At 65.2% G+C, this 12,018-nt stretch carries 8 protein-coding genes; 3 read left to right on the top strand and 5 right to left on the bottom strand.

Annotation, left to right across the window (positions count from 1 at the left end; translation table 11 throughout):
- Positions 1 to 8 precede the first annotated feature (8 nt).
- The 5 genes from mlaE to GTZ97_RS06865 form a co-directional block, all read right to left on the bottom strand.
- A complete protein-coding gene (mlaE, locus tag GTZ97_RS06845) occupies positions 9 to 791 on the bottom strand; it encodes a lipid asymmetry maintenance ABC transporter permease subunit MlaE (RefSeq protein WP_161649853.1) in 783 nt (260 codons plus the stop codon).
- Positions 791 to 1,594: an ABC transporter ATP-binding protein gene (locus GTZ97_RS06850; RefSeq protein ID WP_161649854.1), complete on the bottom strand. Its 804-nt coding sequence runs from the start codon at positions 1,592 to 1,594 to the stop codon at positions 791 to 793. Before GTZ97_RS06850 ends, mlaE begins: the two co-directional genes overlap by 1 nt.
- A 147-nt stretch (positions 1,595 to 1,741) precedes the next feature.
- Positions 1,742 to 3,205 carry a glutamate synthase subunit beta gene (locus GTZ97_RS06855; protein WP_161649821.1) on the bottom strand — a complete coding sequence of 488 codons (1,464 nt, stop codon included), beginning with the start codon at positions 3,203 to 3,205 and terminating at the stop codon, positions 1,742 to 1,744.
- A 20-nt stretch (positions 3,206 to 3,225) separates the two neighbouring features.
- The gene (locus GTZ97_RS06860) at positions 3,226 to 7,887 is read right to left on the bottom strand and encodes a glutamate synthase-related protein (protein WP_236651068.1); all 4,662 of its coding nucleotides are present in this window, start codon (positions 7,885 to 7,887) and stop codon (positions 3,226 to 3,228) included.
- Positions 7,888 to 8,122: 235 nt separating this feature from the next.
- Positions 8,123 to 8,815 carry a transposase gene (locus GTZ97_RS06865; RefSeq protein WP_161649823.1) on the bottom strand — a complete coding sequence of 231 codons (693 nt, stop codon included), beginning with the start codon at positions 8,813 to 8,815 and terminating at the stop codon, positions 8,123 to 8,125.
- A gap of 178 nt (positions 8,816 to 8,993) precedes the next feature.
- On the opposite strand from GTZ97_RS06865, the gene GTZ97_RS06870 reads away from it, so the two are divergent.
- The 3 genes from GTZ97_RS06870 (at position 8,994) to flhD (ending at position 11,933) form a co-directional block, all read left to right on the top strand.
- Positions 8,994 to 10,142: a ferredoxin reductase gene (locus GTZ97_RS06870; protein ID WP_161649824.1), complete on the top strand. Its 1,149-nt coding sequence runs from the start codon at positions 8,994 to 8,996 to the stop codon at positions 10,140 to 10,142.
- A gap of 5 nt (positions 10,143 to 10,147) precedes the next feature.
- Positions 10,148 to 11,314, top strand: a complete 1,167-nt coding sequence (locus tag GTZ97_RS06875; RefSeq protein ID WP_201748183.1) for a fatty acid desaturase family protein — start codon at positions 10,148 to 10,150, stop codon at positions 11,312 to 11,314.
- Positions 11,315 to 11,612: 298 nt separating this feature from the next.
- Entirely contained in the window at positions 11,613 to 11,933 is a 321-nt protein-coding gene (gene flhD, locus GTZ97_RS06880; protein ID WP_161649825.1) for a flagellar transcriptional regulator FlhD, read from the top strand.
- Positions 11,934 to 12,018 lie beyond the last annotated feature (85 nt).

Raw genomic sequence — 12,018 nt, forward strand, 5'->3', positions numbered from 1 at the left:
CTTGCGCCTCAGATCGAGAACATCATCGCGGTCAGCACGAAATCGAGCCCCAGCACAGCCAGGGAAGCCATCACCACCGTCCGTGTGGTCGCCAGCGAGACACCCTCAGGCGTCGGCTTGCATTCAAAGCCCTGCAACAGCGCGATGAAGGTCACGGTGAAGCCGAACACCACGCTCTTGAGCAAGCCGTTGCCCACGTCGGACCACACCTCGACGCCGCTTTGCATCTGCGACCAGAAGGCGCCCGGGTCGACCCCGATCAGCACCACGCCGACCAGCCATCCGCCCATGATGCCCACGGCCGAGAACACGGCCGCCAGCAGCGGCAAGGCAATCACGCCCGCCCAGAAGCGCGGTGCGAGCACACGGCGAAGGGGGTCCACGCCCATCATCTCCATGGCGGCAAGCTGCTCACCCGCCTTCATCAGGCCGATGCCCGCGGTCAACGCCGTGCCGGCCCGCCCGGCAAACAGCAGCGCCGACACCACCGGCCCGAGTTCACGAACCAGCGAGAGGGCCACCATCAGGCCCAGGGCCTCGCTCGAGCCATAGCGTTGCAGGATGTAGTAGCCCTGCAGGCTGAGCACAAAGCCCACGAACAGGCCCGAGACGACGATGATGGCCAGCGAGTAGTTGCCGAGAAAGAACACCTGCTCGGACACCAGCCTCGGCCGGCGGAACGCCGCGGCAAACAGCGCCAGCAGCTTGACGAACAGCCGCGCGGCATAGCCCATGTCGGCCAGCTTGCTGCGCACGGCCAGCCCCACGTCAGAAGGACGCAACCAGCGCATCATCCCCGCACCCCGAAATCCTGACCGGCGTCCAGCGCCGGGTGATGAAACCGCACCGGGCCATCCGGCTCGGCGTGCACGAACTGCTTGACCAGCGGATCGGTGCTGGCGCGCATCTCATCCGGTGTGCCTTGTGCCACCACGCGGCCGTTGGCGAGCAGCACGACATGGTCGGCGATCAGGAAAGTCTCATCGACATCGTGCGAGACGACCACGCTGGTCAGACCCATGGTGTCGTTGAGTTCGCGGATCAGCCGCGCCGACACACCCATGGAGATGGGATCCAGCCCGGCAAACGGCTCGTCGTACAGCACCAACTCGGGATCGAGCGCGATGGCACGCGCCAGCGCCACGCGGCGCGACATGCCGCCCGAGATCTGACTGGGCATCAGGTCGCGCGCGCCCCGCAGGCCCACCGCATTGAGCTTCATCAGCACCAGGTCGCGGATGATGGCCTCGGGCAGACGGGTGTGTTCGCGCAGCGGAAAGGCCACGTTCTCGAACACCGACAGGTCGGTGAACAACGCACCGAACTGGAACAGCATGCCCATGCGCCGCCGTGCGGCCATCAAGTCGGCGCCGCTGAGTGCGGCCAGATCCTGTCCGTCGAACAGCACCTCCCCCTTCATGGGCAGCAACTGACGGCCAATCAGACGCAACACCGTGGTCTTGCCGCCACCCGAGGTGCCCATCAAGGCGACCACCTTGCCGCGCGGCACGACGATGTCGATGTCTTCGAGGATGACGCGGTCGCCGTAACCGCAGGTGACGCCACGCAGCACCACCAGCGCCTCGGAAGGCATGGCGGGCGCGGCGGGATCGGACGGAGGCTTGGTCAAATCAGACATGCGAAAAAAGAAGGGCCGGTGACACACCGGCCCTTGGAATCATAGGTGATTCGCGTCGCCCTTGCCTGCCGCCCAGATGGGTGGGCACAACAGGCAGGGGGTTCAGCGCGGCAGCGCGGAGGCGCCCATCAGGAACGCGTCCACCTCGCGGGCGGCCTGGCGGCCTTCACGGATGGCCCACACCACCAGCGACTGGCCACGGCGCACGTCGCCGGCGGCAAACACCTTGTCCACGCTGGTGCGGTAGCCACCGATGTCGGTCGACGCCTTGGCGTTGCCGCGGCCGTCCTTGTCGACGCCGAAGCCGTCCAGCAGGGTGTTGACCGGGTTCGTGAAGCCCATGGCCAGCAACACGAGGTCGGCCTTGTAGGTCTTCTCGGTGCCGGGAATCTCGACGAACTTGCCGTCCTTGAGTTCGATGTGCACGGTCTTCAGGCCAGTGACCTTGCCGTTTTCGCCGATGAACTCCTTGGTGGCGATGGCGAACTCGCGCACGCAGCCTTCTTCGTGGCTCGAAGAGGTACGCAGCTTGGTCGGCCAGTACGGCCAGGTCAGCGGCTTGTTCTCTTCTTCCGGCGGCATGGGCATCAGCTCGAACTGGGTCACGCTGGCCGCGCCATGGCGGTTGGACGTGCCCACGCAGTCGGAGCCCGTGTCGCCGCCGCCGATGACGATGACGTGCTTGCCATCGGCACGGATCTGCTCCTTCATCTTCACGCCAGCGTTGACGCGGTTCTGCTGGGGCAGGAACTCCATCGCAAAGTGGATGCCGGCCAGGTCGCGGCCCGGCACGGGCAGATCACGCGACTGCTCGGCGCCACCAGCCAGGATCACGGCGTCGAAGTCCTTCTTCAGCTGCTCGGGGCTGACCGACTCCTTGGCCCAGTTGGTGACCTTGGAACCCTTGGGCAGCTCGCCGACGATGACGTTGGTCTTGAAGACCACGCCTTCGGCTTCCATCTGCTTGACGCGACGGTCGATGTGCGACTTGTCGAACTTGAAGTCGGGAATGCCGAAGCGCAGCAGGCCGCCGATGGTGTCGTTCTTCTCGAAGACGGTCACGTCGTGGCCCGCGCGGGCCAACTGCTGGGCAGCAGCCATGCCAGCCGGGCCAGAGCCCACAACGGCCACCTTCTTGCCGGTCTTGACCTTGGGCGGTTGCGGCTTGACCCAGCCTTCTTCCCAGGCGCGGTCGATGATGGCGTGCTCGATGGACTTGATGCCCACCGGATCGTTGTTGATGTTCAGCACGCAGGCCGCTTCGCAGGGCGCCGGGCAAACCCGGCCGGTGAAGTCGGGGAAGTTGTTCGTGCTGTGGAGCACCTCGATCGCGTTCTTCCAGTCCTGGTGATAGACCAGGTCGTTGAAGTCCGGGATGATGTTGTTGACCGGGCAGCCGTTGTTGCAGAACGGGGTGCCGCAGTCCATGCAGCGCGCGCCCTGGATCTTGGCCTGCTCGTTGGTCAGGCCGATCACGAACTCCTTGTAGTTCTTGACGCGCTTCTCGACGGGCTCATAGCCCTCTTCGAGACGTTCAAATTCCAGAAAGCCAGTGACTTTTCCCATTTCAAACTCCTAACGCGCGCTCAGGCCTTGGCCTTCGTGGCGGACTTGGCCTTGGCAACCGCGGCCGTGGCTTCTTGCTTGGCACCCATTTCGGTCAGGGCGCGGCGGTACTCGTGCGGGAAGACCTTGACGAACTTGGCCTGGGCTGTGGCCCAGTTGTCCAGGATCTCGCGTGCGCGCAGCGAACCCGTCCAGCGGTGGTGGTCTTCGACCAGCTTCTTGAGCAGCGCCTCGTCGGTCTGGCCCTTGTGCAGCGGGATGCCGGCATCCAGTTGCTCGGCAGCCGGCAGCACCTTCTCCAGCGCCACCTGAGCGGTGTTGACGCGCTTGGCGAACTGGCCATCTTCGTCGAAGACGTAGGCCACGCCACCCGACATGCCGGCGGCGAAGTTGCGGCCGGTGCGACCCAGGACCACGACGGTGCCGCCGGTCATGTACTCGCAACCATGGTCGCCAGTGCCCTCGACCACCGCCGTGGCGCCGGACAGGCGCACGCCGAAGCGCTCGCCGCCCACACCACGGAAGAAGGCCTCACCGCTGGTGGCACCGTACAGCACGGTGTTGCCCACGATGATGTTGTCGGTGGCGTTGCCGCGGAAGTCGATGCTCGGTCGCACGACGATGCGGCCGCCCGACATGCCCTTGCCGGTGTAGTCGTTGGCCTCACCGATCAGGTACAGCGTGATGCCCTTGGCCAGGAAGGCGCCGAAGGACTGACCGCCCGTGCCTTCCATCTGGATGAACACGGTGTCATCGGGCAGACCATCGGGGTGGTGCTTGATCAGCTCGCCCGACAGCATGGCGCCGACAGTGCGGTTGACGTTCTTGGCCACTTCCATGAACTTGACCGACTCGCCACGCTCGATGGCCGGCTTGGCCTTCTCGATCAGGCGCACGTCCAGGGCCTTGTCCAGACCGTGGTCCTGCGTGTCAACGTGCAGGCGAGGGATCTCGGCCGGCACCGGCGGCAGCGCGAAGACGCGGCTGAAGTCCAGGCCCTTGGCCTTCCAGTGCTCGATGCCCTTCTTCATGTCGAGCAGGTCGGCACGACCGATCAGGTCGTCGAACTTGCGGATGCCCAACTGCGCCATGATCTGACGGGCTTCTTCGGCAACGAAGAAGAAGTAGTTCACGACGTGCTCGGGCTTGCCCGAGAACTTCTGGCGCAGCACCGGATCCTGCGTGGCCACACCCACCGGGCAGGTGTTCAGGTGGCACTTGCGCATCATGATGCAGCCCTCGACCACCAGCGGTGCAGTCGCGAAGCCGAATTCGTCGGCACCCAGCAGGGCGCCCACGATGACGTCACGACCGGTCTTGATCTGGCCATCGGTCTGCACGCGCACGCGACCGCGCAGGCGGTTCAGCACCAGGGTCTGCTGCGTTTCAGCCAGGCCCAGCTCCCAAGGCGTGCCACAGTGCTTGATGGACGACCAGGGCGAAGCGCCCGTGCCGCCGTCGTGGCCGGCGATCACGATGTGGTCGGCCTTGGCCTTGGCCACACCAGCGGCCACCGTACCCACGCCGACTTCCGACACCAGCTTGACCGAGATGTCGGCCTTGGGGTTGACGTTCTTCAGGTCGTGGATCAGCTGAGCCAGGTCTTCGATCGAGTAGATGTCGTGGTGCGGCGGGGGCGAGATCAGACCGACGCCGGGCACCGAGTGACGCAGCTTGCCGATGTACTCGGACACCTTGCCGCCAGGCAGTTGGCCGCCTTCACCGGGCTTGGCGCCCTGGGCCATCTTGATCTGGATCTGGTCAGCCGACACCAGGTACTCGGTGGTCACGCCGAAGCGGCCCGACGCCACCTGCTTGATCTTCGAGCGCAGGCTGTCGCCCTCCTGCATCTCATAGTCGGCTTCGATGCGCGACGCACCCACGATGTCCGACACCTTGGTGCCGGCCTTGATCTTGATGCCCTTGAGCTCGTCGCGGTAGCGGCGCTCGTCTTCACCGCCTTCGCCGGTATTGGACTTGCCGCCGATGCGGTTCATCGCGAGGGCCAGGGTCGAGTGGGCTTCGGTGGAGATCGAGCCCAGCGACATGGCGCCGGTGGCGAAACGCTTGACGATCTCGGAGGCAGGCTCGACCTCCTCGACCGGGATGGCCTTGGCCGGATCGACCTTGAACTCGAACAGGCCACGCAGCGTCAGATGGCGACGCGACTGGTCGTTGATGATCTGGGCGTATTCCTTGTAGGTGTCGAACTTGCCGGCGCGCGTGCTGTGCTGCAGCTTGGCAATCGCGTCGGGCGTCCACATGTGCTCTTCACCACGGGTGCGCCAGGCGTACTCGCCGCCCGCATCCAGCATGCTGGCCAGCACGGGGTCATCACCGAAAGCGGCCGTGTGGTTGCGGATGGCTTCTTCGGCCACTTCGAACACGCCGATGCCACCAACCTGCGTGGGCGTGCCACGGAAGTACTTGTCGACCAGCTCCTTGTTCAGGCCGATGGCCTCGAAGATCTGGGCGCCGCAGTACGACATGTACGTGCTGATGCCCATCTTGGACATGATCTTCGACAGACCCTTGCCGATGGCCTTGATGTAGTTGTAGATGGCCTTGTCGGCCGACAGCTCACCGGGCAGGTCCTTGGCCAGCTGGGCCAGGGTTTCCATCGCGAGGTAGGGGTGGACGGCTTCGGCGCCGTAGCCGGCCAGCACGGCGAAGTGGTGCACTTCGCGGGCGGTGCCGGTCTCGACCACCAGGCCGGTGGACGTGCGCAGGCCCTTGCGAACCAGGTGGTGGTGGATGGCCGACAGGGCCAGCAGCGCGGGAATAGCGATGTTGGCGCGGTCCATCTTGCGATCGGTGATGATCAGGATGTTGTGACCGCTCTGGATGGCTTCCACGGCTTCGGCGCACAGCGAGGCCAGGCGTGCTTCGACGCCCTCATGGCCCCAGGCTGCCGGGTAGGTGATGTCCACCTCGTAGGGCTTGAACTTGCCGCCGGTGTGCTTCTCGATGTTGCGCAGGCGGGCCATATCGTCGAAGTCCAGCACGGGCTGGGAGACTTCGAGGCGCATCGGCGGGTTCACCGCATTGATGTCAAGCAGGTTGGGCTTGGGGCCGATGAACGACACCAGCGACATCACCACGTTCTCGCGGATGGGGTCGATCGGCGGGTTCGTGACCTGGGCGAACAGCTGCTTGAAGTAGTTGTACAGCGGCTTGTTCTTGTCCGACAGCACGGCCAGGGGCGAGTCGTTGCCCATGGAGCCGGTTGCCTCTTCGCCGGCCGTGGCCATCGGGGCCATCAGGAACTTGACGTCTTCCTGGGTGAAGCCGAAGGCCTGCTGACGGTCGAGCAGCGACTCGCTGAATTCGCCGGCAGCACCCTTGGCGTCGATGGTGTCGAGCTTGATGCGGACGTTCTCGATCCACTGGCGATAGGGCTTGGCCGAGGCGTACTGGGCCTTGAGCTCTTCGTCGTCGATGATGCGGCCTTGCTCGAAGTCGATCAGCAGCATCTTGCCGGGCTGCAGGCGCCACTTCTTGACGATCTTGTTCTCGGGGATGGGCAGGACGCCGGATTCGGAGGCCAGCACCACGAGGTCGTCGTCGGTGATGATGAAGCGGGCAGGACGCAGGCCATTGCGGTCCAGCGTGGCGCCGATCTGGCGGCCGTCGGTGAAGACCATGGCGGCAGGGCCGTCCCACGGCTCCATCATGGCGGCGTGGTACTCATAGAAAGCGCGGCGGCGCTCGTCCATGGTCGCGTGCTGCTCCCAGGCTTCCGGGATCATCATCATCGCGGCCTGGGCCAGCGGGTAGCCAGCCATCACCAGCAGTTCGAGCGCGTTGTCGAACGTGGCGGTGTCGGACTGGCCTTCCAGGCTGATGGGGTAGAGCTTGCGCAGGTCGTCGCCCAGCACGGGCGACTTCATCACGCCTTCACGGGCGCGCATCCAGTTGAAGTTGCCCTTGACGGTGTTGATCTCGCCGTTGTGGGCGACCATGCGGTACGGGTGAGCCAGCGGCCACTCGGGGAAGGTGTTGGTCGAGAAGCGCTGGTGCACCAGGGCCAGGGCCGAGGTGACACGCTCGTCCTTCAGGTCGTTGTAGTACTTGCCGACCTGGTCAGCCAGCAGCAGGCCCTTGTAGATGATGGTGCGGCACGACATGCTGGGCACGTAGTACTCGCTGCCGTGCGTCAGGTTCAGGCTCTGGATCTTGCTGGAGGCCGTCTTGCGGATGACGTACAGCTTGCGCTCCAGCGCGTCGGGCACCAGGATGTCCGGACCACGGCCAATGAAGACCTGGCGGATCACGGGCTCCTTCTCGCGCACCAGCGGCGACATGGGCATCTCGCGGTCGACGGGCACGTCGCGCCACCCCAGCAGCACCTGGCCTTCGGCCTTGATGGCGCGCTCGAGCTCTTGCTCGCAGGCCTGACGCGACGCACTTTCCTTGGGCAGGAAGATCATGCCGACGCCATACTCACCGGGCGGCGGCAGCTCAACACCCTGCTTGCTCATCTCGGCGCGGTAGAACTCGTCCGGAATCTGGATGAGCAGGCCGGCACCGTCGCCCATCAGCGGATCGGCACCCACGGCACCCCGGTGGTCGATGTTCTCCAGGATCTTCAGACCCTGCTGCACGATGCTGTGCGCCTTCTGGCCCTTGATGTGGGCGACGAAACCCACGCCGCACGCGTCATGCTCGGCGTTGGTGTACATGCCGAACTCGGCAGCCGCCTGGATTTCTTCGCGTGTTGCGATGGCCGAGGTGGCGGCGTCAGACACGGGGGTGATGGGGAACGTCGTTCCCGAAGTCGCCTGGCTCATGTGGGCGCTCCAGTTGGAAGGTTTGAAAACAACTTGGGGGAGCGTGAGGATAACCCTCGGTCGCCCCTGTGACAAGCAGATTTAATTGGGGTCAGATAGAAATTAAAACCAAAACAAAATCCAAGAGTCATAAATTAGGGTCAGATCTAATTCTTCGCTTTGGGCGCCCTCGTTTTGCGGGCACCAGTCGCCGCCCGATCTGCTGTCCCAGCGCCAAGGCATCGTCCGCAGACAGCAACGCCCATCCCGTGCGGACCGCCGTCTCCAGCTCACGCACGCGGGCCGCCCCCAGGCCCTGCTCCAGACGGTGCCGCCAGGCGAGGTGTCGGTCAAACGGCGTGTTGCCCAGGGCCCAGTAGGCCGCGTGGTCCGCCACGATTGCATCCGTCCCCTGCCCCAGGTGGTGGGCGCGGCTGGACGCCAGCACCTCGTTGCCCGCGGCGGGATCATGTCGCTCCACGAGGGCCATGGCATCTAGCAAGGTTCGGGCCGGATCCACGATCACGGCTCGGTATCGCCCGGCCCAGAGGGTCCCGCTGCGGCCGTGGCGGCGGTTGAACGCACCCACGTAGCGGCGTCCGAAGGCCTGCATGAACCGGCCGAGCGCCGCGTCGTCGTCCGGCGTCACCAGTAGCCACAACTGGGTGCGCTCCAGCGCATAGGCGTGGATGCGAACGCGTTGAGCCAGTGCGGCCTCCTTGAGATCTGCCAACGCGGCCACGCGATCTTGATCGTCTCGCAGCCAGACACCGCCATCGTGAGCCTGCTGTCGGACCAGATGCGGCCAGCCTGCTGCCTCGGCACGGGGCAAGCGCGCCATGGGTTACCACCTTTCCGTGTTCTGACCCCAATTATGCTGTCGCAGACGGGCCGCACCGAGCGCCATAACGGCACCCATTTAAGGGGGCGCGGCGGGTTTCCAGGGGCTTCTACCCGTGCCGAGGCGGTCACCTGCACCTAACCTTTGCGTCATCGTCGAGTCTGTTGGAGTGCCTTTGATGTCCGCCGCCCGTTCTTCCATCCCTGCGCCCGTGGTGGCCACGCGCCGCGTCGCACGCTGGCTGGACACGCTGGGTGTCAGCCCCATGGCGCTGGACGACACGCTGGCCTGGTTTAATCCGATGTGGCGCGTGCACCAGCTTCAGGCCCGCGTGGTACGACGCGTGGCCGAGACACCATCGGCCGTCACACTGGTGTTGCAGACTGGTCCAGCTTTCCCCGCGCTGCGCCCGGGTCAGTTCGTGGTCATCGGCGTGACGATCGACGGCGTCTGTCACCGCCGAGCCTACTCACCGCGCACCCTGCCCGATGAACCCGGACACATTGCCATCACCGTGCAGCGCCAGCCCGATGGCCTGGTCTCCACGTATGTGCAGGACAGCTTGCCAGTGGGCAGCATGGTGGCCATCGAAGCGCCGTCGGGCGAGTTCGTGCTGCCTGCAGCCCTTCCGGCCGAAGTGCTGTTGATCGCGGGTGGCAGCGGCATCACGCCTTGCATGGCGATGCTGCAGCATCTGCATGCCCACGCGGCGCACACACGGGTCACGCTGTTGTACTTTGCCCGCAGCCCGGTCGATCGCATCTTCGGGCAGGAGCTGGCTCGACTGGCGCGCCAGTGGCGCCAGCTGCACTACGTGCCGGTCGACAGCGTGGCCAACACGGCTGGCGTGCAGCTGGGCCAGGCCAGCGGCGCCCGCACGCTCGACCTGCCCATGCTGGACGCTGCCTGTCCCAACTGGCGCCAGACGGTGGCTTATTGCTGTGGCCCCGCGCCCCTGATGGACGCCGCCCGGGCCCTGTGGCACACGGAAGCCCCGCACGGCACACTGCATCTGGAAGCCTTCACCGCTCCGCGGGCCAGCGGCGACCCGGATGCACGCCACGCCGTGACCCTTCGCCGCAGTGGCGATACCGCGCGCTTTGATGCAGCCGGCAACATGACGCTGCTCGTGGCCGGTGAAACGGCGGGGCTGAGCATCAAGCACGGCTGCCGCCAGGGTATCTGCCATGAGTGCACCTGCCGGCTGACCCGCGGCACGGTGCAGGATCTGAGCACGGGCCAGCGGGTGGAGGGCGAGGGCCAGCCGGTGCGTCTGTGCGTGACGAGCGCCATGAGCGACATTGAACTCGATGCATTGAACGGATGACTGCCATGAACCAGCCTCGTACCCTTCAGATCGGTCCCCGCAGCATGGAGGAGATGGAAGCCTTCCAGCGCGATCTGGACGCCATTCACACTGCCGCCCGCCGCAAAGTGGGCGAGCAGGACGCCCGCTACATCCGCGGCATCCTGCGGTTGGTGCGCACAACCGAGACCGTGGGCCGCGCGCTGCTGCTGTTCGGGTGGTTTCCGCCCACCTGGCTGCTGGGGGCCTTCCTGCTGGGCATCAGCAAGATCGTGGACAACATGGAGTTGGGCCACAACGTGATGCACGGCCAGTTCAACTTCATGAACGACCCGCGCTTCCACGGCGACACCTTCGAGTGGGACAACACCTGCCCCAAGCAGGAATGGCGCCATTCGCACAACTACGTGCACCATACCTACACCAACGTGATCGGTAAGGACCGCGACTTTGGCTATGGACTGCTGCGCCTGTCGAACGACCTGCGCTGGAGCTGGCTGCACCCCTTCCAGCTGCTGCTGACCGCGCTGTTGGCGCTGTTCTTCGAATGGTTCGTGGCCATCCACGATCTGCAGATGGACAAGGTCGCGATCGGCCGCAAGAAGTGGTCGGAATGCCGTCCGCAGTGGCTGCTGGTGCGCGCCAAGATCTGGCGTCAGGTGCGCAAGGACTACATCGCCTGGCCACTGGTGGGCGCAGCGGCTGGCGCGGCCCTGTTCGGCGGCATGGACGGCGCGATCGACGGGGCCTTGGCCGTGCTGCTGGGCAATGTCGTGGGCAACCTGATCCGCAACGTGTGGGCCTGGGCCATCATCTTCTGCGGGCACTTCACCGAGCGGGTCTACACCTTCCAGCGCGCCTCGATCGAGGGCGAGACCAAGGGCCAGTGGTATCTGCGCCAGATCCTGGGGTCGAGCAACATCCAGGGCGGCCAGTTGATGCACCTGATGAGCGGCAACCTGTCGCACCAGATCGAGCATCACCTCTTCCCCGATCTGCCGGCCAACCGCTACGCCGAGGTGGCGCCACAGGTACGCGCGGTGTGCGACAAGTACCGCATTCCCTACAACACCGGCTCGTTTGCCGGCCAGCTGTGGACGGTGTTCAAGCGCATCGCCCGCTACAGCCTGCCCGGCGGCCCGCACAAGGCCGTTCACATCGAGGTGGATTCGGTGCTGCCCGAGCGAGCCTGACGCCCCCCGCCCGCAGGCTGGCGCCTTTGCGCCTTGCTTTGCGCCATGCGAGACAAGCCCGGCAATGCCGGGCTTTTTGTGTCTGTGGTTTGGCCTGCTTTATCGGGCACCGTTTTGCCGTTGTCAGGTTTTTTCTGACACGCCACTCAGCCGCAGGCCGACGCGCCTTACAGCGGCCAGCCTATTCAGAAATCGGGAGGCGGCGCCCAGAATTCATTCCATGCCAGCACGCAAACGCAACTGGCCACCGAATAAAGCCCGATCCAACCGCCCTATCCCACCTATCAGGAGCACCGACATGAACGCCGACCAGATCCTCCAGGAAATCCGCGAAGTGAACCTGTCCTACCTGATGCTCGCGCAGAACCTGGTTCGCAGCGATCGCGAACAGGCCCTGTTCCGCCTGGGCATCTCCGAAGACACGGCCAACCTGCTGGCCGCCCTGTCGCCGGCCCAGGTGTTGAAAATCGCGTCGGGCAATACCCTGCTGTGCCGCATGCGCATCGACGACGACCTGGTGTGGAGCCTGCTGACCAACCACAGCAAGGAAGGCAACGACAGCGTCTCGCGTCTGCATGCCTCCATCCTGATGGCCGGCCGCCATCAAGAAGCCGCCTGATCGCCGCCTGATTTCCCCTCGAACCCGACACGTCCCCGGAGCCCCACCATGCGCACCAAGAGCCTCCTGACCGAAGCCAAGCAGA

The sequence above is a fragment of the Aquabacterium fontiphilum genome, assembly GCF_009909205.1.
Classification (GTDB): domain Bacteria; phylum Pseudomonadota; class Gammaproteobacteria; order Burkholderiales; family Burkholderiaceae_C; genus Aquabacterium; species Aquabacterium fontiphilum.

What these genes read in the sequence shown, in the direction of transcription:
- mlaE (WP_161649853.1), bottom strand. Translation starts at nt 791, where the DNA reads ATGCGCTGGTTGCGTCCTTCTGACGTGGGGCTGGCCGTGCGCAGCAAG.
- GTZ97_RS06850 (WP_161649854.1), bottom strand. Translation starts at nt 1,594, where the DNA reads ATGCCTTCCGAGGCGCTGGTGGTGCTGCGTGGCGTCACCTGCGGTTAC.
- GTZ97_RS06855 (WP_161649821.1), bottom strand. Translation starts at nt 3,205, where the DNA reads ATGGGAAAAGTCACTGGCTTTCTGGAATTTGAACGTCTCGAAGAGGGC.
- GTZ97_RS06860 (WP_236651068.1), bottom strand. Translation starts at nt 7,887, where the DNA reads ATGTACACCAACGCCGAGCATGACGCGTGCGGCGTGGGTTTCGTCGCC.
- GTZ97_RS06865 (WP_161649823.1), bottom strand. Translation starts at nt 8,815, where the DNA reads ATGGCGCGCTTGCCCCGTGCCGAGGCAGCAGGCTGGCCGCATCTGGTC.
- GTZ97_RS06870 (WP_161649824.1), top strand. Translation starts at nt 8,994, where the DNA reads ATGTCCGCCGCCCGTTCTTCCATCCCTGCGCCCGTGGTGGCCACGCGC.
- GTZ97_RS06875 (WP_201748183.1), top strand. Translation starts at nt 10,148, where the DNA reads ATGAACCAGCCTCGTACCCTTCAGATCGGTCCCCGCAGCATGGAGGAG.
- flhD (WP_161649825.1), top strand. Translation starts at nt 11,613, where the DNA reads ATGAACGCCGACCAGATCCTCCAGGAAATCCGCGAAGTGAACCTGTCC.